Below are 22,943 nucleotides of genomic sequence, written 5' to 3' on the forward strand. Positions count from 1 at the left end.
GTTTTCAATAGAGGGTTTAACCTATGCTATTTCAAGGCGACTTAACAACCCAGTGTCCGATCCGTCAAAAGATCCGTGACTTCTACCGCATTGATGAAGAAACTGTTATCGATCACATTTTACCATTGGCTGAGGTCGGTGTTTCTGCCCGTACTCGCGCATGGGAACGTGCTCGTCAAATGGTATTAAATATCCGTAAAGACCAACACGGTCAAGGCGGTGTAGACGCATTATTAGAAGAGTACTCATTATCTTCAGAAGAAGGCGTTGTATTAATGTGTTTAGCGGAAGCACTTTTACGTGTGCCTGATGCACAAACACAAGATATGTTAATTCGCGATAAGCTTAGCAAAGGTGACTGGAGCTCGCATCTAGGTAATAGTGATTCGCTATTCGTAAATGCGTCGAGCTGGGGCCTACTTCTAACCGGTAAAATGGTTAACTATGCTGATAAGAATAAAGAAGAGCAATTTGGTTTACTAAAACGCACTATGGGCCGCATTGGTGAACCTGCAATTCGTAAATCAGTACAATATGCAATGAAAATCATGGGCCAACAATTTGTTATGGGCACCACGATTGAAGCGGCTCTTGAGCGTGCTAAAGAGAAAGAAGCAACAGGTTACGCATACTCGTACGACATGCTAGGCGAAGGCGCACGCACCATGGCTGATGCCGAGCGTTACTTCAACAGCTACATGACGGCTATCCACGTCATTGGTAAAGCAGCTAACGGCCGTGGTCCAATTAAAAGCCCAGGTATTTCTGTAAAGCTATCCGCTATCCACCCTCGTTATGAATTTACGCACCGTGACCGCGTTATCGCCGAGCTTGTACCTAAGCTTAAAGAACTGGCACTTGCTGCAAAGCAGTATGACATTAACTTCACAGTAGATGCTGAAGAAGCTGACCGTTTAGATATCTCACTCGATATCATTGAAGCTGTATTCTCTGATGACGCACTAGGTAACTGGAATGGCTTTGGTCTTGCGGTACAAGCATATCAAAAACGTGCGATTTGGGTTATCGACTGGCTTGAAGCGCTATGTCGTCGCGTTGGTCGCAAGATGATGGTTCGTCTAGTAAAAGGTGCTTATTGGGATACTGAAGTCAAGCTGACTCAAACGGATGGTCTTGAAGACTTCCCTGTATTTACACGTAAAGCAACAACTGACGTCTCTTACAAAGCATGTGCTATCAAACTGATGAACGCACGAGAAGTGATCTTCCCTCAGTTTGCCACGCACAACGCCTATTCTGCGGCAACTATTCTTGAACTGGCAAACGGCGAATTCAATAACTTTGAATTCCAGTGCCTACACGGTATGGGTGACTCACTATACAATCAAGTAGTAACAGAAGATAAAGTACAGTGCCGCGTATACGCACCAGTTGGTCAGCACGAAGACTTACTTGCTTACCTTGTTCGTCGTTTACTTGAAAACGGCGCAAACTCGTCATTCGTAAACGCGATTGTTGATGAGTCTATGCCTGTTGAGTCACTACTTGAAGATCCAGTTGAGAAGATCCAACGTGTTAAGCACAAGCGCAACATGCAGATCACCATGCCTATCGATCTATACGGCGAAGAACGCAACAACTCTAAAGGGTTAGATTTAACCAACATCAACCACATCACACCAATGCGTGACAACTTACAAAAGTGGGTTGATGAAAACCTGATCACTGCAGCGGATGTGCCTGAAGGCCACGAAGCAGTATTGAATCCAGCAAATCACAGTGAAGTTGTTGGCTCTATCCGCCACCAAGATGCACAAGAGATGCAACAACTTGTTGCTAGCGCAGAAGCCGCTTTTGCAACTTGGTCACAAACGCCAGTGAGCGAACGTGCAGAAATTCTGCGTCGTACAGGTGATGCGCTTGAGCGTCATCGTGACGAACTTATTGCAATGTGTATCAAAGAAGCAGGTAAGATCACCCAAGATGGCATCGATGAAGTCCGTGAAGCCGTTGATTTCTGCCGTTACTACGCAGCAAAAGCAGAAGAACTTGCACTGGATGAGCGTTTTAGCCCACGCGGTGTGATCTTATGTATCAGCCCTTGGAACTTCCCACTGGCTATCTTCCTAGGTCAGGTTGCTGCAGCTATCGTAACTGGTAACACGGTTATCGCAAAACCTGCAGAGCAAACATCACTCGTTGCGCTTCGCACCATTGAGCTTATGGAAGAAGTAGGTCTACCAAAGGGCATCGTACAACCTGTGATCGCACGTGGTAGTGAAGTAGGTAAGCACATTGTTCCAGATACACGCATTCAAACAGTAATGTTCACAGGCTCCACAGAGACTGGCACACGTATTTCACAAACATTGGCTGAGCGCGGTGGCGATCAAGTACCACTGATCGCAGAAACGGGTGGTCAAAACTGTATGATCGTTGACTCAACAGCACTGCCTGAACAGGTTGTTGATGACGTTATCTCTTCCGGTTTCCAAAGTGCTGGTCAACGCTGTTCCGCACTACGTGTGCTATTTGTACAAGAGGAAATCGCAGACAAAGTGATCAACATGATCAAAGGTGCAATGCAAGAACTACACATTGGCGACCCTGCACACCTTTCTACAGATGTGGGTCCAGTAATTGACCAGAAAGCTTTGAATGCACTTAATGAGCACGTTGAATACCTAAAAGGTAATGCAACATTACATTATGAGTGTTCACTACCAGATATGGGTGATAACGGTCACTTCTTCTTTGCACCGCGCTTATATGAGATCAGCGACCTGTCAGTGCTGAAAAAAGAAGTATTCGGTCCATGTGTTCACGTGATCCGCTTTAAAGGCAGTGATATCGACAATGTGATCGACCAAGTAAACAGCACAGGCTTCGGCTTAACTATGGGTATTCACACACGTATCGAAGAACGTGCAGAGTACCTAGCTAAGTTATCTCGTGCCGGTAACATCTACGTCAACCGTAACATGATCGGTGCCGTGGTAGGTGTGCAGCCGTTCGGTGGTCGTGGTCTATCTGGTACAGGTCCAAAAGCAGGTGGTCCAAACTACATTGCCCGATTGGTAAAAGAAAACCAAGCAGATCAAAACATCCAAGCGACTAACGTTAAAGTTGATAACGAAGAGATCACTGCTTACCAAGGTGCGCAAGAGCAAGTATCACGCATGATGTCACTATCTAAGCGTGATGAGAAAGCTTGGCGTGCAATGCCACTGAACGACCGTGTCTCAGCGGTACGCCAGCTACTGGCTAAGCTGGCTAAAGTCGAGATCCTAGATACGCTTGCTGATGATTTGAATAAAACATTATCAGATGCACGTGAGCAACTTATCCGTGTTGAGAAGCGCTTAGATACAGTGATTGAGTTACCAGGACCAACAGGTGAATCAAATACGCTGCGCTACGAGTCGCGTGGCTGTGTAGTTTGCTATGCAGACAAAGATACGTCTTTCAACTTCTGGGTACTCTCTGTGATCACTGCACTTGCGGCAGGTAACACAGTTATCACGGTTGTTTCGGACTTGTTCCATGAAGAAGCTATCGCATTTAGAGACAAGCTACTAAGCAGTGGCATTGCTGAAGGCGTACTTCAAGTTGCTAAGCTAAACCAGCTACCTGCAATCTTAGCCCATGAGCACCTAGCAGGTGCCGTGGTTGGCAATGGTTGTGAGCGTAAAGGTTACGTAAGTACACAGCTTGCTGCACGCAGTGGTGCTATCTTGCCAGTGATCAGTGCTGAGTACTACGATACCCTACTAGGTCGCCTAGTCACAGAGAAAACAATCAGTATCGATACTACAGCATCTGGTGGTAATACATCACTAATGACGCTGGTTGAAGACGATGCGTAATTGACGTATCTAAAACGATATATTGAAAAGCCAGCGTATGCTGGCTTTTTTATGCTCTGCTATATAACAACATCAACTTGATGATAATTGACACTTTTTGAAACAAGCTAATTGCATTATCCGTAAACAAAATTAACCTTTGTAAGACATAAATTACAAACTTTCACTTTGATTTGCAGCAAAACTATTTCAATTTTTAGCAGAGCGGTATATTGTGCCTGTTTCTCTCACAAATATAGGGGCAATTTGTGCTTAATAATAAAACGCTAGGTAGCATGCTCATCGTTGCTGGTACAACGATTGGCGCAGGCATGCTGGCATTGCCTATCGCATCAGCAGGGCTCGGGTTTTCAACGTCACTTATTTTAATCATCGCAACTTGGTTGCTCATGACCTATACCGCCCTGCTAATGCTAGAAGTGCACCAATTCGCAAATAAAGAAGCAACACTCAATACATTAGCAAAACAGATCCTTGGAAAAAAAGGCCAATACATCGCAAACTTTTCGATGGTTTTTTTGTTTTATGCTTTATGTGCAGCTTACATTGCAGGTGGCGGTGCACAGTTACAAGAGAAGCTCTCAGCTGCAACAGGCATGGATATCGCACCACAAGTAGGCTCAGTGGTCTTAGCGCTCATAGTCGCCACAATCGTCGCTCTCGGCACGAGTACTGTCGATAAGCTCAACCGCGTGCTGTTTACAATCAAAATCATGGTATTAGCCAGCTTATTCTTTGTCCTTACGCCTTATGTACATGGTCAGCACTTACTGAACATGCCGATGGAGCAAGGCCTTATCTTATCGGCTATTCCTGTTATTTTTACTTCATTTGGCTTTCATGGCTCAATACCTTCTATCGTCAAATACGTTGGCTTAGATATCAAGACATTACGGCGTGTGATGATTGCAGGTGCCTCATTGCCATTGGTCATATACATTTTTTGGCAATTATTAAGCCAAGGTGTTATGGCACAAGAAGCATTAGTACAAAGCGCCGGTTTACCAGGCTTTGTCACTGCTATCTCTAATATTGCTCATAGTAGCCAAGTCCATACCTTTGTCACCATTTTTGCAGACCTTGCATTGGCTACTTCATTTTTAGGCGTGAGTCTTGGCTTATTTGACTTTTTTGCCGATGCATTTAAACAACAAGGTTCTGGGCGGGATAGAATCAAAACTGCTTTGATCACGTTTACACCTCCTTTAGGTTTTGCTTTATTTTACCCTCAGGGGTTTATCATGGCGCTAGGCTACGCAGCTATTGCATTGGTTGTTTTAGCAGTATTTTTGCCTGTAGCCATGGTATGGCAACAGCGTAAAGATCAAAATTCAGGCTATCAAGTACAAGGTGGTAATTTTGGTCTCATTTGCGCGGGCTTATGTGGTGTGCTTATCATCTCTGCGCAAGGCTTACAAATGTTTGGTCTGATCCCAGCCCTAGGCTAATATCTTACCATCAGCTCTAGATCAAGCAAGCTGCTTAATCTAGAGCAATATCTCACTAATTCCCAACTACTTTTTACAATTCAAACATCGCTTTTCCAGTCTAGCTATGAATATAATGACTCACTTACCAAGGAGTTAATTATGAACAAGGTTACGCTAGCAATAGTTCCATTATTACTATTAACGGCATGCGGAAGCGAAAGTGAACAACCACTAAAAAAAACGAATACATCGCAGTCTACAACACCTACAGCGGACAATCCTGAGCAAGACTGCGGTACAGACTTTAGCGCCGAGCGTTCGCTTAATAAATTAGAGTTTTCAAGTATATTCTGGCAAGTTGAAGGGGATCGCCTGCAATCTAAACCCGAATTTAGAATATATGCAGACAAAAACTCGTTAGGCGCAACTCACACTCTTTCATCTGACAACACTTATTGCTTGTTGGCCGCGCATATATTTGGTTCAACCAGTGCACAAACTTGGCAAAGTGAAAACACCTCTTCCTTTAAACAAGGTGAATTGTTTTACTATGCACCGGAGCTTATCTTTAAAACAGCACTACCAGAGATAAGCTCTTTAACAGACTGGCGTAATAAAGGTCGTCCAGAGACACTCAGCCAAGCTATTGAGTCGGTTAATTTAACAATCCACTATCGAGACCAAGACAATAACCTGATTACACTCGGTAAAGGTAATACCAATACAAGCCCAGTAACTTTGACGTGTAACAAAGCTGCCTTCGATTTAACATTACAAATGCAGCCTGTCGTTATGAGTGTTCAAGAACAGCTTAATAAGGCTTATTGTGAAGAAGTTCAAATAGGGTTAGAAACTGAGCTACATTGCCTGTCTGCAAGCATAAGCCAAGATACGGGATTAGAGTCATGTCGATTTGAGCTGACAACTGTGATACTACCAGATCAAAATGCGAACAAATCTTCTGCTAAAGTAGCTGGTGTATTGAGTTTCTCATCAAACATGGCAACCTTAGAAATTAAAGACATTAAACTGTAGCGAAATAAAGGAAGATAAAGTTGGCGTAAAAAAAGGGATGATTAATATCTATCCCTCATTTTCTTTCCTCTGAAACAACGTCACTTGCTTAGCTTTGTTTCCAAAATAAACAAGTAATGGCGCGAAACAGAGCATAACTGTCATAAAATTAACAAATGGTAAAACAGTACGATAAAAATAAGCCGAGTAACTTGCATCCATCAAGTGAATATCAACAAGTCTAAACAACTGCAACAATGGCGCAGGCAAAACGACGAGTTGTACTAGAATACTTTGCCACATATACATTTTATCACGCAGTGCCCAATAAGCGACAATCGCAATAAATATAATATCATTCAGCGCCCATACTATATATCTATATACTCTATCGGTGTCATGATCTATTAATGGTTTAAACGTAAAAAAGCCAATAATATAAAAAACCGAGCACAAGCACGAATACCGCAATGCCATCTTATCTTTATTTAGGATATAGATGAACACTGAAATAAAAGCCAGTATATATGAAACTTCTAGTAGCGCGTTTAAGTATTTGAGAGCAAACTCAGCACTATCTAAATATTCGCCTAAAGACACCGCTTTACCTTATTTATTAATTATTTAGGTTCCGTCTCTCCGGTATCATTACCGTTGCCGTTACCACCTGGCATATCCGCAAATTTATATAGTATTGACATAGTAAACTCCCTTAAAATTAAAAAAATGAAAGCCAACATACGTTAGCCCAAATCGCGCTTAGACGCAACTTTTCTAGTTAGTTTCCCTTCTAACTTCAATAGGATCGGACTCTTTGGCTTTACCCTGTAAAATAGATATCTCAACGCGTCGATTACGCTTTCTGTCAGTGTCATTTGCATTTGGTACTAAAGGTCGTGTATCGGCATGTCCAACGACAACCATTCTATTTTTATCAAAGCCACTGACTGTTTGCATTTCACTAGCTACCGCAACTGCACGAGTCGCCGATAAATCCCAATTATTGAAATAAAGCTCATTGGACACTTGAAAATCATCCGTATGACCTGAAACAGTGATTTCTCCGGGCACATCCTTAAGCAGCTCAGCAATATCATGGATCACTGGCTTGAACTTGGGCTGCAAAAAAGCACTACCAGACGGAAAGGAGCCATTCTCTTGGATCCTGATAATAATTTGCTGACCTAATGATTCTAACTCAATGGCGCCATCCATTATTTGCTTCTCTAACTGTTGAGAAATCTTTTTAACTAACTCATTCACTTGCTCTTGATCTGCTGCCGAGACAGCTTGTGTCATAGACTGTTCTTGAGCCGTACTGGCAGATTCGCCACCACGTTTATTACCTCGTTGTTCTTGACGACCACCAGCAGAACTCTCTTCTCCTGCTTGAAACTCAAGCATTTGCTGCGTCATCTCAACGGTCTGTTGCTGGATAGTTTCAATCGGGGTAGGCTCTGGTTTGCCAGGGGTAAACTCCATGGCAATTACACTAGTGCCTTTTGGAATATCTTTTACTTCGATTTTATTTTGCACACCAAAAGCAAACTTCATTGAACCTGCAATTTGCTTAAACTTCAGAACATCCATTTCTGAGAAGGCCAGTAATAGAACGAAAAAACACATTAACAGTGACATTAAGTCTGCAAATGTCCCCATCCAAGCAGGTAGCCCTGGGGGCGGGCATTTACATTCGTTCTCATCTGACATTATTTACTCCTCACCGCCATCACCACGTTTTGACTCTGGCAGGTAGTTTTTCAAAATGCCTTCAATAACCTTCGGATTCTGACCATCTTGAATACCCAAAATAGCATCTAGAATAAGGCGTTGATTTCTTTCTTCTTCGTCTTTTCTAAGTTCGAGTTTTACTTGAATGGGAATGGCTACAACGTTTGCTAAAAATGCACCATATAGCGTGGTTAGAAGTGCTACCGCCATCGCAGGACCGATGGCCTTGGGGTCATCCATGTTTGATAACATGGCAACAAGACCGATAAGTGTACCAATCATGCCCATTGCTGGGGCTATGTCCGCTAGAGACTTAAACAAGCCCGCGCCCATTTCATGCCGATTGGCAGTCAATGCAATGTCTTTTTGCAATGTTGCTCTAACCACATCCGCGTCGTGACCATCGACTAACATATCAACGCCTTTTCGCATAAATGGATTGGGAATCTCAGCTTCCTCAAGAGCAAGAAACCCGCCCTTACGTGCCGAGTCAGCAAGCTCCACTGCCTTCTCAATTAATTCTTCAGGCGTTTCAATTTTGAACATGAACGCCTTGCCTGCAACCTTCCCTATGCCTAAAAATTGTGCAAGTGTAAAGTTGGACAAAACAATAAAAATTGAGCCACCAAATACAATAACAACCGACGGCGTATTGTAAAACATGGCGAGTTGTCCATCACTACTGAGTACCATGGACATGACAATTAGGCCTATTGCACCAAGGATACCTATAACGGTTGCTAAATCCACACACCCTCCAAAGGCATTTATTCGTGAGATATCACGCAGTTATTCTTATACGTTGTGTTATCGGCAAGTTTTGCAATAACTTAATTCAATTATATTAAAAAGCCTTTAAATTGCGAGAATTAACCAAAACTATCAGATCATTTTAACAGCTTAAAGCCACAAAAAGTCTATCAGATGCTTTGACCTCAATCTTTATAAGCAATAAAATTACCCTCCTAAAGTTTTGCTTGGGAGTTAAAGAAGAGATGGCAGTTAAAAAACCTGAAAATATGAACTTTGAAGAAGCTGTCAATGAGCTTGAGTCAATTGTTCAAGAAATGGAACACGGTGAGCTTACTTTAGAGCAATCTCTAAAGCAGTTTGAAAGAGGGGTAAAACTAGCGCAAGCTTCAAATCAAAAGCTCCAACAAGCAGAACAAAAAGTTAATATTTTACTCGCTAATGATGAGGCCAGTGCGCCAAGCGAGTTTTCTGAGCAGGTAGACTAGTTGCGTGGAACTACATGAAAGGTTAAACATCGCAAAGAAAGATGTTGAAAAAACAATAAACGCATACTTTGCACAAGACTTGGATACAGATCCAACTGCAAAAGACGCGGCGCTTTACTCTATAAGTAATGGTGGTAAACGTCTGCGTCCATTTTTAGTCTATGCGACGGGTGAAATGCTAGGTGCAAATATAGAAGATCTTCATATCGCAGCTGCGGCTGTTGAGTGTATTCATAGCTACTCCCTTGTACATGATGACTTACCAGCCATGGATGATGACGATCTTAGACGTGGTAAGCCTACCTGCCATATTGCATTTGACGAGGCACAAGCTATTTTAGCTGGCGACTCCTTACAAACATTAGCTTTTGAATTTCTTTCATCACACCAGTTTCAGGTCCCTGCACAGCAACAAATTGCAATGATTAAAGCGCTTTCCCGCGCTTCTGGTCTGCAAGGTATGGTAGGGGGTCAAGCGCTTGATATTGCTGCAACAGACAAGAAAATCAGTATTAAAGCGCTAGAAGACATACACAGATTAAAAACAGGTGCTTTGCTTAATTGCGCCATAGAGTTAGGCGCACTCTGTGCGACTGACATTTCAGATTTAACACGTAGTCAATTAAAGGATTTTGGCTTAGCTATTGGACTAGCATTTCAAGTTCAGGACGATATTTTAGATATTGAGAGTGATACAGACACACTGGGCAAACCTCAGGGCTCTGATTTAGAACATAATAAATCAACTTATCCGGCTCTGCTAGGTATGACAGGTGCTAAAGATAAAGCACAAACGCTTATTACCCAAGCGCTTGAAGCACTAGATAACATAGATGCAGACACTCGCTTATTAGCTGAGCTTGCCAAATATATTATCGCTCGTGATCATTGATTATCGCAAAGAACACATGACTATTTAATGACAAGTTCCCTTTAAATTTATAAAACTATCGGCAAGCTTTGTATATAATTGGGCAAGGTTTGCTAAGGATATTACGAATAATATGACTCTTGATAGTAGCAAGTATCCGTTATTGGCTCTAGTTGATCAGCCACAACAGCTTAGGCAGCTGCCTCAGCATAAGCTGAACGAATTTAGTGCTGAGCTAAGAAACTATTTATTAGACTCTGTCTCTCAAAGCAGCGGTCATTTGGCGTCTGGATTAGGTACCGTTGAACTAACCGTCGCCCTCCATTATGTTTACAATACCCCTGTTGATAGATTGGTTTGGGATGTTGGTCATCAAGCTTACCCACATAAAATATTAACTGGCCGAAAAGAGCAAATGCACACCATACGTCAAAAAGATGGTTTGCACCCTTTCCCTTTCAGAGAAGAAAGTGAATATGATACTTTCAGTGTCGGCCACTCGAGTACATCTATCTCAGCCGCATTGGCAATGGCAATTGCTGCAGAGAAAGAAGGAAAAAACCGCAAAACGGTTGCAGTGATTGGCGATGGTGCAATGACTGCAGGCATGGCCTTTGAAGCAATGAACCACGCAGGTGATGTCAAATCAGACATGTTGGTAATTTTAAACGACAACGAAATGTCTATTTCGGAAAATGTTGGCGCACTCAATAATCATTTTGCTCGTATTCTATCGGGTAGCTTTTATACCAATATTCGCGAAGGTGGTAAAAAACTCCTCTCCGGTGTACCACCAGTGAAAGAGCTCGCCAGTAAAGTAGAAGAGCATTTAAAAGGCATGGTGATCCCAGGCACGTTTTTCGAAGAGCTAGGCTTTAACTATATTGGCCCTATTGATGGCCATGATGTTGGTATGTTGGTCGATACATTGCGAAATATGCGCAACTTGAAAGGCCCACAATTACTGCATGTGAAAACGCAAAAAGGTAAAGGGTATCAGCCAGCAGAAGCCGATCCGATTGGCTATCATGCAGTGCCGAACTTCAACCCAAGTATTCACTCTTTGCCAAAGAAAAAGCCAAGTGCGCCTACGTTCTCCAAAGTCTTTGGTGATTGGTTATGTGATATGGCAGAGCAAGACCCTAAGCTAATGGCTATTACACCAGCCATGCGAGAAGGCTCTGGTATGGTGCGTTTTTCTAAAGAACACCCAAGTCAATATTTTGATGTTGCAATCGCAGAGCAACACGCTGTCACTTTAGGCGCTGGTTTTGCCTGTGAAGGCTTAAACCCTGTTGTTGCTATCTATTCTAGCTTCTTACAACGTGCTTATGACCAGTTAATTCACGATGTGACAATCCAGAACCTCCCTGTACTATTTGCGATAGATAGAGCCGGCATCGTCGGTGCTGATGGAGAAACACACCAAGGGGCATACGATCTGAGCTTCATGCGATGTATTCCTAACTTAGTGATTATGGCACCGAGCGACCTCAACGAGTGTCGACAAATGCTCTACACTGGACATAAGCTAAATCAGCCAGCTGCTGTCCGATATCCTCGAGGCTCTGCAGGTGAGGTCGAGCCAACACCAGAGATGACACAATTACCAATTGGTAAAGCCAACACCATTCGTGAAGGACAAAAACTCGCGATATTAAACTTTGGTACATTGCTAGATAATGCTCGCAGCGTCGCAGAGCAGTTAGATGCAACACTCGTTGATATGCGTTTTGTGAAGCCGCTAGATGATTCTTTGCTTGCTGCTCTTGCCAAAACACACACTCACTTTATTACATTGGAAGACAATGCCATTGCTGGCGGTGCAGGCAGTGCAGTTAGCGAGTATTTTGCGCAACAAAATATCGCACGCCCTGTGAGGCACTTAGGCATACCAGATGAATTCATCAAACATGGTACGCAAGCGCAAATGCACAGTGAAATGGGCCTAGACAGCGATGGGATCCTTACTGCTGCAAAAGCATGGATTGAACAGTAAATATATTAATGTAGTGACTGCATAAGTAGTCACTACATTTTCCACGAACATATTCACCATTCTCACCTAAAACAGACCAAATTAATTCAATATTGGCAACAATAAAGCGCTCTTAATCAACTTAAAAATGTCACTTCAGTAGATATGCTCCACTCAAAACGCCCTTCCTATTAAAATACAAAAGTTTTGGAAAAAACTTACTAAAAATTAAAATAATCATTGAAAATGCAATTACAATCATAATCATACAAAATAATCAGCAATATAAATGACGTATTCAAATAAGTTAATGCGTTCTTTTATTGCACAATAAAAGATAAGTATGGGTAAATTTCAATCCATATAAATACGATTTTTAGTACGAATATACCCCCTATGAAACATTTCATATTACTGAATGAACAATAGACAACAATGGGGTAGTGTGATAAAAAATTGTAAAAAATTACAATCTAAATCATAGATAAGTAGCACATTCTCTGAGCAACTTTTTATTTTTGCTTGATTGTATTTATTTATGTTGGGCAATGAGTGGCATTCTTTAGACTTGCCAAATAACTTGTTTTTCAGTGTTGCTTGGCAAAGCTGTAACAAAGCGTCTTTAAGTATTGAAAACACATAACGGAATAGATGTTAAAAGGAAGAGAAAATGGTAGATTTTTTTGCAAGATATATCACTGGTGATGACCTAAGAGCATTGCGTAAGAAAAAAGGTGTAACAACAGCAATCATGGCCAAGCATTTAGGTGTGTGCCGAAAAACGTATGAAAACTGGGAACGTGACGTAGGTCAACCTAAACTAAATCAGTTTTTTGCAATATGCGCATTTTGCTCTATCGACTTAAGTGAATTAATTACCAAAATAAGAGGGCATCAAAGCTCTTAACACTATCCTTTACAGCAAGTATTTTATGCCTACTGCTACCTGTGAAAGAGGTACTGCTTATATACTTTATACCTCTTTCTCCCACCTTAGCTGACGATAGGCTGCAGACACTTTTGCAAAATTAATCCATCACTTAGTTGACCATAACGCCTCTCTTAAACCTCAGGTCTTTTTCTATTGATAAACTTTCATGTTTATCAAGTCTATGTAAAAACGCCACTTTATACACAACATATAAAAACTTCCATTTTGTCGCTTGCATTTACTTTTTAATTCTTATCAAGATAAATCTCTATACAACATAATAAGGACAATGATGATGTTTAAAAAGCAATTAGCCAATGTGGTCTACATATTGTTTTTCGTATTCCTAAGCACACAAAGTAGCGCAAGAGAATACTCCGTAGGTGTCACCTATTTCACCGCAACCGATTATAGCCGAACCGAAAAGCTCACTTCACACCATACTGACTATCGAGACATTTTAATAAAAATTTGGTACCCCACTACCAGCCCCAATACGGATTTACCCAGCTACTTGCACTTTCACACCGAGCAATATCCCTATTCGACAGCCACACCATCTGAACACCACAAACAATTACATCAATACCTAAAAACACTTCCTTTTGAATTAACTAAAAATGCCCCTCTAGCAGAAAGCTCAACCCCCTTTCCCATTGTGATGTACTCACATGGCTATCAATCAACAGTTGAAGATAAAGAAATCCTAATGATAGAACTTGCCAAAAAAGGCTATATCGCTGTCAGTGTAGGCCACCCTCACCATGCTCAGTTTGTCACTCAAAGTCATAACCAGCATGCAACCTATGACAGTGACGCACGAGCCAATGATTTTTATATCAGTGAACTAGCCGATGTAAACTTTGATGAATTGGTCGCTGAGCTAGACTCATTTGCAGGCATTGAACTCAATGACGAACAAACCGCCCGAGTTTACCAATTAATGAGCTGGACAGAGGGTGACCGTAAAGCGCTCGATATGTGGGTGGCAGACATGCATTTTGCGCTTGATCAACTTACGCGACTTCAATATGGCCAATACTGGGGGATGCACTATGTCGATGAGTACCTAAAAACCTTTAAAGGTCAGTTAGACCTCACTCGCTTGGCCGCGATTGGCCTTTCCTTTGGAGGGCCAACCGTTGCCGCATTTTGCCAGCAAGTTTATCAATGCAAAGGCGCAATTAACTTCGATGGCTTGCATTTTAATTTGTCACCTAACATGCCATCGCAAAAGCCTTATTTAATGATGCACTCAGAGCTGCCTCTCAACGCAGATTATAGTCTGGTGTTCAATCAACAAGTTGCCGATACATATATGCTGCAAATTAGCGGGGCATTGCATTGGGATTTTTCAGATTACCCTTATGTGTTCCCATTTGACCGCAACCGACCTTTTTTAGGCAGTATAGATCCGTATCTTGTAACTGAGATCGTTAACTCAATCAGTCTGCAATTTATCGATGTCTACCTAAAAGAGGCATCTACAAAAGCAGAGCTTGTCGAGCTACTGGAGAGTTACGCTCCCGTGCAATTCAAATACAAATAAAAATGTTGCGCTTACCCTTCTAATAAAAAGGGTAAGCCATACACTACCTTTATATTTTTTGGCATTTCCTCCATTAAAGACAATACTTAAGCTCTAAACAGACGCCACATAATAGGCCCGCTCATGCCCAACCAAGCAAAAGACATGGAAGAGATGCTATTTTTCAGCCAAATGCTGAATGAGTGCTCCCCGCTCGAGTTGTTGAAGCAAATACTCATGCATTCGCACCATGCAATTGTTATTACGGATGCTGATGCCAGCGCAGGCTATCGGATCATCTATGCAAACCCCGTTTTTTGCCGCCATACTGGATATGAATTAGCAGAGCTGGTTGGTATGTCTCCTCGTATATTACAAGGGCCAAAGAGTAATAAACGAATAATTGAGAAGCTCACCCCCGCTCTACAAGAACGCGGTTTTTTTTATGGCGCATCAATTAACTATCGCAAAGATGGCAGCATGTACCCTGTCGAGTGGAATATCTCTGAAATCAAGAATGAGCAAGGCGAAGTGACTCATTACATTTCAATGCAAAAAGATCTCAGTAACTTTCACCGGCTTGCCAAGCAAGTTAAAAAGAGTAATGAGAACTTTAAAGACTTTTATCTATCGACCACCAAAAAAGATAAAACACACGCTAACAAAGAGGTCTTAGACTCATTAAAAGACAATCAAAAAATCTATGCTGGCGGTCTGAGAAACGATGAAAACGCCGATTTATTTGAAGATGCTTTTTTTGATTTTTCCCCCGATGAAATGGGGGCTTTAGGAAATAAAGTCGATAAAGGTGAGCTCAGCGCAGAAGAGTTCTGGCGAGAAAACCCCATTGATGATGAAGATGTATCCGCACTGATTGAGTCGATACAAGAGGTAGATGTAGAGTTAGGTCTATTGCAGTCTCAGGGGCAGAGTAAAGAACGCCTTGAAAATATTGCCAATGGCTTTAAAGAGGTTGCCAACAACCTGTATTTCTGTGTCGAGTTCAATGACGGAGCCCTCATCATCGATGAAGTTGCCAACATACTTATGATCTTAGAAGAGAGTCATGAATTCCCCATCGACGTGCTTGTGACCTTCAATAAGGAAGTTTATGAGTGGTTAGACGGTGCGGTAATTACTAAAAATGCCGACAATATATTCGAGGGTGAGAACAATACTATTGCTGCAGGCAATCAGCTTTTGCTGTTTCTAAAGTAATTGAAATGGGCTGAACAACTCTGCTCAGCCCAAAATATTTAATTATCGCGCTTATGTTGCATGTTTGCCATGTACTTACGCTTTCTTTTGGCGATTTTACTGCGCTGTTCATCCGTCAGAATGTGGTGAATTGCATGTCGTGCTTCAAGCATAGTCAGCATAAATGCTTGCTTCTTCGGTGAATGCTCTTCTAATAACAACTGCGCCTGCGTTTTATCAAAGGTATCGGCTTCTATGATTGATTTAAACGCTTGGCGAGGCTTACTCGGATACGCCTCTTTTAAATCTTCAAGCTGTGCTTTGTAAGTTGCAAATACAGCTTTCAGCTTATCCTGCTGAGTTTGAGTCAGTTCAAGATGACGGATCGCCTTGTCCGATAGTAACCGTTTTTCTAAATGCGCAAACGGCTTCATTTGATGACGCTTTGCTTTTTGCTCATGACTTGTTGGTTCACTGGCTAACGTAATGTGTGGGATCACCCCAACACTGATGCAACTTGCTAGTAGTAGGCTGGCTAATTTATTCATCAAGCTATCTCCGGTTGATTGTGTTAATGCGAACGTTCGCTCTTACTCCTTTTAACTGAGCGCGCCTCGTATTCATGTCATGGTGAACTTTAGCAAGCACAAAGCAAAGCAACGTCAAGCTAATGTAAAGTTATGTCAAAAGCGATAACAAGGCATCTCAGAACTCCTATTGTCCCTAACAATGTGCAAATATTATTGAAATGATGAAATCTATCTAAGATTTAAAACAGTTGTCAGATCCGCATCTTTTAGCGTAAAGAAGTGTAAATTCAATTCGAAGACTCTTATAGTTAAGTAAAATGATTTCATTAGATAATTAAAAAAGAAGCCTTTATGAGCACGTCAATTCTTATCATCGACGATGACCAGTCACTGTGCGAGCTGCTGACAGAATACCTAGAAGCTGAACAATTTAATGTCGAATGTAAACACGATGGTGAACAAGGCTTAGACTCAGCTTTAAATCATGAATACGGGGTTATTTTGCTTGATGTGATGATGCCTAAAAAAGATGGCTTCGACGTGTTAAAATCTCTCAGGCTTAAAAAAATGACCCCTGTGATCATGCTCACAGCAAAGGGAGATGATTTTGATCGAATATTTGGATTAGAGCTTGGCGCAGATGACTATATTCCAAAACCATTCAATCACCGTGAATTACTTGCAAGGATCAAGGCCATTACTCGCAGGGTTGCCCATTTAACTCAGCACAGCTCTCCTTTGCAACTTGAGTATCATGGCCTTGCATTAGATATAGCATCAAGAAGTGCCTACCTAAACGATCAGGCCATCCCATTAACGGGCACCGAGTATGAAGTGCTATATCAACTGATGAAATCAGCTGGTGAAATTGTGAGTAAGCAAACCCTTTGCCAAAGCGTCTTAGGCCGCCCTTTGGTTGCCTATGACCGCTCCGTCGACATGCATGTCAGTAATGTAAGAAAAAAACTGGCTCAATTCAGTGAGCATACTTTTATAAAAACATTAAGAGGCTCAGGATACATATTCCTCACAGCTTAATATGAGAAAATTTTTAGCAGTAAAAGTCTTTTTTTGGTTTTGGCTAACCATAGTTTGCACCTTATCTTTACTGATAAGCATTAGCTTTTTACAACCCGATATGTTGGCCAGTAAAGACATCTCACCGCCCATGTTGAAAAATTTATTTCATTTACAACGATCATTGGAGCGTCATGTTGATCGCATGCCAGAGAAATCGATTGCGCAGATCATCTCAAATCGACGACATAACAAACGTGCAAAGGTGTATCTCAAACATATAGAGTCTGAGAAAAGCTTGGTGAGTGCAGAAGAGCTCTATGCCTACGACTTAGCCCTACTCAACTTTGCCATTAACGGTGAACCCAAAGCCATTAATACTGAAAAGTTTAGAGCCTATGGCCCTATAAAAATGCATATTCGCGGCGATGAATTCCAACTATTTATGATTATTGATAACCGTGAAGACGACTTATTTCTCAAGGTCCGACTGATGCCACAATGGCTCAAGCTCTCAATTATATTATTTGCCAGTATGTTACTGAGCTACTGGTTTGCTCGAGGGCTTCTTAAACCAATAAAGCAGCTACAAACAGCCGCAGCCAAACTTGCCAATGGTGCCCTTAGCACACGTGCAAATGTCGATAACAAACGTCAAGACGAATTAGGCCAGTTAGGTAAGGACTTTGATGCGATGGCGTCTCAACTTGAGTTTCAAGTGCTAAGTCAAAAACGACTGCTTGCTGATATTTCTCATGAATTGCGCTCTCCACTAACACGACTACAAATGGCAACAGGCATTGCTGCCAGCAAAGCCAGTGGCGATTTAGATAGCTATTTGCAGCGGATCGAAAAAGAATCCCAACTGCTCGAGCATATGCTCAGCGATATTTTACAGCTCTCCAAGCTAGAGTCTGGGATCAATCACTTTGAACCACACCCCATATCAGTAATCGACTTACTTACGCCTGTCATCAATGACGCTGATTTTGAAAGCCAACAACTAGAGAAAACCATCAGTACCAATGAATTACCAGATGCGATTATTGAAGGGGATGAGATCTTGCTCAGCAGAGCAATTGAAAACATAATCCGAAATGCACTCAAGTACGCCAAAAATCAAGTCACGGTCACAAGTCTCATCGCACAGCAAGCTTTGGTACTCACAGTCTCCGATGATGGTCCTGGTGTCAGTGATGATATGCTCGATAAACTTTGCATTCCATTTTATCGTGCATCTCAGTCAAGAACCCCAGATAACAACAAAGCTGGCGGCTTTGGTCTGGGTTTGGCAATTGCGCAACATGCGATAAAAGTGCATCATGGCCACATAGAGTTTAATAATCGGCAAGGTCTTTGTGTGACCCTAACGATCCCATTACAGCAGCCTTAATGTTTTATAGTCAAAGTTCTTCGCTTTTTGATAATCAATGTGCCATCGAACACCACTGGCAAACGGGTATTAAAGGATATATCCACACCCAAATTGGTAAAGTGTTTTATTTTCGTCATATTCCTGCACAAGCAAAGTACACGCTGGTACTGGTAAACGGTCGAATAGAAAGCGCCTATAAATACAGGGAACTACTTTGGGAGTTGGCCCAGAATAAGATTGGTGTTGTCACCTTTGATCATCCCGGACAAGGGTATTCGGAGCGCCTATTAGCCAATAGACAAATTGGCCATATTCAAAATTTTAAACAATACAGCGACGTACTTAGCCTCATTATCGCAGAGCAAGTTACGCCCCACACTGATAGTTGGCTTTTTTTAGCCCACTCAATGGGAGGCGCTATCGTGCGTCATTATCTTGAAAACACACCCAATACAGACGCACAAGGGGCATTTTTCAGCGCACCGATGTTTGAGATAAATACAGCCCCCTACCCAGTCTGGTTTGCTAAATGGGTGGCAAAAACCGCTTGCATACTAGGTAAAGCAAAAAGCTTTGCCATAGGCCAGCAATCTTATCAGCCAAAATCATTTGAAGATAATGAACTCACCGGGTGTGATAAACGATATCAAGCATTCAGAGCACTATATGAACAACACAGTGAATTACAACTTGGCGGTGTGAGTTTTGGCTGGTTAAATGCGGCCCTTACTGAAACCAGTAAAAAAAGACAGTCTATTTCACTGCCAATCGCCATCGCTAGCGCCGAGCATGACAGTATCGTCAATAGCCAAGCGCACTTTGCATATGCATCGCAGCAAACTCTTTGTAAGATAGAGAGCTACTCGGGCAAACATGAATTGCTATGTGAAGAAGACACAATTAGACGTGCCGTGTTGACGCAATGCTACGAATTTGCAGACTCCGTAACACTTAAAGAAACAGGGTCTTGATGCACAAGGACATCGATCTCTCCTTCACTATTCGCTTGGATCCGTGCCACAACTTCATCCGCAATTTGATGTGCCTCCATCAAGGGCATATCGTCATCAAGCTCTAAATGAAGTTGCACAAACTTCACTTTACCCCCTTGGCGTGTCCTTAAGTTATGCACGCCATACACTGCTGCGTGTGAGGTCGCAATCGCCACAATTTCAGCTTTTTCTTCCTCTGGAAGTTCCTTATCCATTAAGTGATCGGCACTTTCTCGCGCAATACCCCAGCAATTGTAAAGTAAATATAAAGCAACCCCGATGGCAAACACAGGATCAGCCCAGCCAATACTATAATGGCTCAACATCATCGCGATAAGTACAGCAATATTAAGCAAGATATCGCCTTTGTAATGCATTGAGTCTGCTTTTATTGCCAAAGACTGTGTACGCTTTACAACTTGGTGTTGAACTGCAACCACCAGTAAAGTGCAAATAATGGCAAATATACTTACCCAAACCCCCAGTAAGCTCTGATTTATTTCAACGGGGTTAAATAAACGCTCAATACCATGAAAAGCCAGTAAACAGGCTGAACCAGAAATAAATGCAGCTTGACCAAGTCCTGCAAGTGCTTCTGCTTTCCCATGACCAAACCTATGTTCATCATCTGCGGGACGAAGTGCATAACTCAAGACAAAAAAGCTCATCAGTGACGCGGTCACATCCAGCATGGAGTCAGTTAATGAGCCCAACATTGCGGCACTACCGGATGAGAGCCATGCCCAAGCCTTCGCGGCAATCATCACACCAGCCATTATGATTGTGAAAATACTTGAAAAACGTACTAATGCGTCATAATCTCGCGCCACACTTCCCCCTTAATAACGCAGGTGACTACCTTCTCATCATACGACAGTTCAGCCAATAGGTAGAAACTTTGTGTCAAAAAACAGGTATCTACCCTATTTCAGTATCAGCAATTTACCTACCTAACTGACATAATCAATATTTAAATAGACTATTCTACAAGACAAGAATTAATTAAAAAACTTGTTGTAGACCGAGAACCTATTCATATTATCTAGTTGCACAACGTCCAATAAGCTATACTGCGCTCAAATTGAGTTAGAGGTTAATCATGTTAGACATCGTTTTATATCAACCTGAGATCCCACCAAATACGGGCAACATTATCCGTTTATGTGCCAACACAGGCTATTCATTACATTTAATTGAACCGCTGGGATTTGACTGGGATGACAAACGTGTAAGGCGTGCAGGACTGGATTACCATGAATTCAGTGAAGTTAAGCGTTACCCGTCTTACGAAGACTATTTAGAGCAGCGCAAGCCTAAACGTGTATTTGCATGCACAACCAAAGGAAAAGCCTATCACCATGCACCAAAATACCAAGCTGGTGATACGTTATTATTTGGACCAGAAACGCGTGGTCTACCCGAAGAAATAATTTTTTCTTTACCAGAAGAGCAAAGACTCAGAATTCCTATGAGGCCAGATAGTCGCAGCATGAACTTATCTAACGCGGTATCAGTATTCGTTTATGAGTCTTGGCGTCAATTTGATTTTGATGGCGCGGTATAAAAGCCTTAATAAAATTTAAGCGACCGTAAGTTACAAAATTAAAAAAGCCGCTATTAAGCGGCTTTTTTACTCTAGATTATTCGCTAGATAGAAAGAGTTAAAGCTTGTCTTCTACGTCAGCAAGACCTTTATCTTCACCTTCTTCATCTTTAATGGTTGCTTGAAGTAATAACATTTCACGTAACTTGCCTTCAATCTCATCAGCAATTGCCACGTTTTCTTTCAAGAACTTGATTGAGTTCGCTTTACCTTGACCAATCTTATTGCCATTGTAGCTGAACCATGCGCCTGCTTTGTCTACTAACTTGTGCTTAACACCTAAGTCAATAAGCTCACCTTGCTTAGAGGAGCCTTCACCATACATGATGATGAATTCCGCTTGCTTAAATGGTGGCGCAACCTTGTTTTTAACAACCTTAACACGCGTTTCGTTACCAACGACCTCATCACCCTCTTTCACAGAGCCAATACGGCGGATATCTAAACGTACTGATGAATAGAACTTAAGTGCGTTACCACCAGTGGTTGTTTCTGGGTTACCAAACATCACACCAATCTTCATACGGATTTGGTTAATGAATATACATAGCGTGTTTGAACGCTTGATGTTACCAGTCAACTTACGCAGTGCTTGTGACATTAAACGCGCCTGAAGACCAACATGAGAGTCACCCATGTCACCTTCAATTTCTGCTTTTGGAGTTAGTGCTGCCACAGAGTCAACGACGACTACATCAACTGCACCTGAACGCACTAGCATGTCACATATCTCTAAGGCTTGTTCACCAGTGTCAGGTTGAGACACAAGCAAATCATCAACATTTACACCCAGCTTTTCTGCATATACTGAGTCAAGTGCATGTTCCGCATCAACGAACGCACAGGTTTTACCCATTTTTTGTGCTTGTGCGATTGTTTGTAGAGTTAGTGTTGTTTTACCTGATGACTCAGGACCATAAATTTCAACAATACGACCAGAAGGCAGACCACCGATACCCAAAGCAATATCCAATCCTAATGAACCGGTTGATACTGACTCTATGTCTAAAGCTTGGCTATCACCTAGCTTCATGATTGATCCTTTACCAAATTGACGCTCAATTTGCGACAATGCAGCATCTAATGCTTTTTGTTTGTTATCGTTCATCTGTTTCTCCAATCTAGCGTAATGCGAACAAGTATACTGTATAGAATTACAGTATCAAGAGCCTTTTACTCTTTTATTAAAGAAATTATTTTTTCCAAAATAAATTCAATAGCTTGCAATCTAACTTCTGCTCGCCCTTCGGGAAATACTTGCATAAATGTATGTATGTTCCCCTGTATATCTATTGCAAACCATACAGTACCCACAGGTTTTTCTTTACTACCGCCACTTGGCCCTGCAATGCCAGATACCGATATCGCAATATCTGCTTTACCCGCAGCTCTTGCCCCTGTTGCCATCTCCATGACTGTTTTCTCACTGACAGCGCCATACTGAGCAAGGGTTTGCTCTGATACACCCAGTAATTCATGCTTCGCTTCATTGCTGTATGTGACAAAACAGCGATCTATATAGGCAGAGCTTCCCGGCGTGTCTGTGAGCGCATAACTAATTCCACCACCAGTACAAGATTCAGCGGTAGTGATCACGAAGCTTTTATTCGTTAGAATAGCGCCCAATTGTGCCGCAAGAGCGGCGATTTTAGTGTGTATTTCCATACAAAAAACCTTAGGT

General features: G+C 42.0%; 20 protein-coding genes. 13 read left to right on the forward strand and 7 right to left on the reverse strand.

The window, feature by feature from the left end; genetic code table 11:
- Positions 1-23 precede the first annotated feature (23 nt).
- The 3 genes from putA (at position 24) to QNM16_RS19790 (ending at position 6,292) form a co-directional block, all read left to right on the forward strand.
- Positions 24-3,827 carry a bifunctional proline dehydrogenase/L-glutamate gamma-semialdehyde dehydrogenase PutA gene (gene putA / locus QNM16_RS19780; protein WP_284022037.1) on the forward strand — a complete coding sequence of 1,268 codons (3,804 nt, stop codon included), beginning with the start codon at positions 24-26 and terminating at the stop codon, positions 3,825-3,827.
- 248 nt (positions 3,828-4,075) lie between these two features.
- Positions 4,076-5,275, forward strand: coding sequence for an aromatic amino acid transport family protein (locus QNM16_RS19785; protein WP_284022038.1), 1,200 nt, complete (start codon positions 4,076-4,078; stop codon positions 5,273-5,275).
- Positions 5,276-5,416: 141 nt separating this feature from the next.
- A complete protein-coding gene (locus tag QNM16_RS19790; RefSeq protein ID WP_284022039.1) occupies positions 5,417-6,292 on the forward strand; it encodes a hypothetical protein in 876 nt (291 codons plus the stop codon).
- A gap of 48 nt (positions 6,293-6,340) precedes the next feature.
- On the opposite strand, the gene QNM16_RS19795 is transcribed toward QNM16_RS19790, so the two are convergent.
- The 3 genes from QNM16_RS19795 to pomA all read right to left on the reverse strand — a co-directional run bounded on the left by QNM16_RS19795 (position 6,341) and on the right by pomA (position 8,752).
- On the reverse strand, positions 6,341-6,871 hold the full coding sequence (locus QNM16_RS19795; protein WP_284022040.1) for a hypothetical protein: 531 nt from the start codon (positions 6,869-6,871) through the stop codon (positions 6,341-6,343).
- Between the two features lie 174 nt (positions 6,872-7,045).
- On the reverse strand, positions 7,046-7,981 hold the full coding sequence (locus QNM16_RS19800; RefSeq protein WP_063363179.1) for a flagellar motor protein MotB: 936 nt from the start codon (positions 7,979-7,981) through the stop codon (positions 7,046-7,048).
- Between the two features lie 3 nt (positions 7,982-7,984).
- A complete protein-coding gene (gene pomA, locus QNM16_RS19805) occupies positions 7,985-8,752 on the reverse strand; it encodes a flagellar motor protein PomA (protein WP_063363178.1) in 768 nt (255 codons plus the stop codon).
- A gap of 245 nt (positions 8,753-8,997) precedes the next feature.
- Here pomA and xseB point away from each other — a divergent pair, with 245 nt between their 5' ends.
- The 6 genes from xseB (at position 8,998) to QNM16_RS19835 (ending at position 15,766) form a co-directional block, all read left to right on the forward strand.
- Positions 8,998-9,240 carry an exodeoxyribonuclease VII small subunit gene (gene xseB, locus QNM16_RS19810; RefSeq protein ID WP_284022041.1) on the forward strand — a complete coding sequence of 81 codons (243 nt, stop codon included), beginning with the start codon at positions 8,998-9,000 and terminating at the stop codon, positions 9,238-9,240.
- A gap of 4 nt (positions 9,241-9,244) precedes the next feature.
- A complete protein-coding gene (gene ispA / locus QNM16_RS19815) occupies positions 9,245-10,132 on the forward strand; it encodes a (2E,6E)-farnesyl diphosphate synthase (protein WP_284022042.1) in 888 nt (295 codons plus the stop codon).
- A gap of 112 nt (positions 10,133-10,244) precedes the next feature.
- On the forward strand, positions 10,245-12,110 hold the full coding sequence (gene dxs / locus QNM16_RS19820) for a 1-deoxy-D-xylulose-5-phosphate synthase (protein WP_284022043.1): 1,866 nt from the start codon (positions 10,245-10,247) through the stop codon (positions 12,108-12,110).
- Between the two features lie 649 nt (positions 12,111-12,759).
- Positions 12,760-12,996, forward strand: coding sequence for a helix-turn-helix transcriptional regulator (locus QNM16_RS19825; protein WP_039608355.1), 237 nt, complete (start codon positions 12,760-12,762; stop codon positions 12,994-12,996).
- A gap of 313 nt (positions 12,997-13,309) precedes the next feature.
- Positions 13,310-14,569, forward strand: coding sequence for an alpha/beta hydrolase (locus tag QNM16_RS19830; protein ID WP_284022044.1), 1,260 nt, complete (start codon positions 13,310-13,312; stop codon positions 14,567-14,569).
- A gap of 123 nt (positions 14,570-14,692) precedes the next feature.
- Entirely contained in the window at positions 14,693-15,766 is a 1,074-nt protein-coding gene (locus QNM16_RS19835) for a PAS domain-containing protein (protein WP_284022045.1), read from the forward strand.
- A gap of 38 nt (positions 15,767-15,804) precedes the next feature.
- On the opposite strand, the gene QNM16_RS19840 is transcribed toward QNM16_RS19835, so the two are convergent.
- Positions 15,805-16,293 carry a Spy/CpxP family protein refolding chaperone gene (locus tag QNM16_RS19840; protein ID WP_284022046.1) on the reverse strand — a complete coding sequence of 163 codons (489 nt, stop codon included), beginning with the start codon at positions 16,291-16,293 and terminating at the stop codon, positions 15,805-15,807.
- Positions 16,294-16,626: 333 nt separating this feature from the next.
- Here QNM16_RS19840 and QNM16_RS19845 point away from each other — a divergent pair, with 333 nt between their 5' ends.
- From QNM16_RS19845 to QNM16_RS19855, 3 genes are read left to right on the forward strand one after another with little or no spacing between them, the layout of a single operon-like run.
- On the forward strand, positions 16,627-17,313 hold the full coding sequence (locus QNM16_RS19845) for a response regulator (protein ID WP_284022047.1): 687 nt from the start codon (positions 16,627-16,629) through the stop codon (positions 17,311-17,313).
- A gap of 1 nt (position 17,314) precedes the next feature.
- The gene (locus QNM16_RS19850; RefSeq protein ID WP_284022048.1) at positions 17,315-18,685 is read left to right on the forward strand and encodes an ATP-binding protein; all 1,371 of its coding nucleotides are present in this window, start codon (positions 17,315-17,317) and stop codon (positions 18,683-18,685) included.
- Complete coding sequence (locus QNM16_RS19855) at positions 18,685-19,638, forward strand: alpha/beta hydrolase (protein WP_284022049.1); 954 nt, start codon at positions 18,685-18,687, stop codon at positions 19,636-19,638. The genes QNM16_RS19850 and QNM16_RS19855 overlap by 1 nt, the downstream gene beginning before the upstream one ends.
- Here QNM16_RS19855 and QNM16_RS19860 read toward each other — a convergent pair.
- Entirely contained in the window at positions 19,593-20,489 is an 897-nt protein-coding gene (locus QNM16_RS19860) for a cation diffusion facilitator family transporter (protein WP_284022050.1), read from the reverse strand. The two genes, QNM16_RS19855 and QNM16_RS19860, sit on opposite strands and share 46 nt — an antisense overlap.
- 269 nt (positions 20,490-20,758) lie before the next feature.
- Between QNM16_RS19860 and trmL the strand changes: the two genes are divergently transcribed.
- Positions 20,759-21,223 (forward strand): tRNA (uridine(34)/cytosine(34)/5-carboxymethylaminomethyluridine(34)-2'-O)-methyltransferase TrmL, encoded by a 465-nt coding sequence (trmL, locus tag QNM16_RS19865; protein WP_284022051.1) that lies wholly within the window; start codon positions 20,759-20,761, stop codon positions 21,221-21,223.
- 97 nt (positions 21,224-21,320) lie between these two features.
- On the opposite strand, the gene recA is transcribed toward trmL, so the two are convergent.
- Both recA and QNM16_RS19875 read right to left on the reverse strand, forming a co-directional pair.
- Entirely contained in the window at positions 21,321-22,370 is a 1,050-nt protein-coding gene (gene recA, locus QNM16_RS19870) for a recombinase RecA (RefSeq protein WP_284022052.1), read from the reverse strand.
- Positions 22,371-22,435: 65 nt separating this feature from the next.
- Positions 22,436-22,927 (reverse strand): CinA family protein, encoded by a 492-nt coding sequence (locus QNM16_RS19875; RefSeq protein WP_284022053.1) that lies wholly within the window; start codon positions 22,925-22,927, stop codon positions 22,436-22,438.
- Positions 22,928-22,943 lie beyond the last annotated feature (16 nt).

Origin of the sequence: Pseudoalteromonas umbrosa (genome assembly GCF_030125375.1) — a bacterium.
Taxonomy (GTDB): Bacteria; Pseudomonadota; Gammaproteobacteria; order Enterobacterales; family Alteromonadaceae; genus Pseudoalteromonas; species Pseudoalteromonas umbrosa.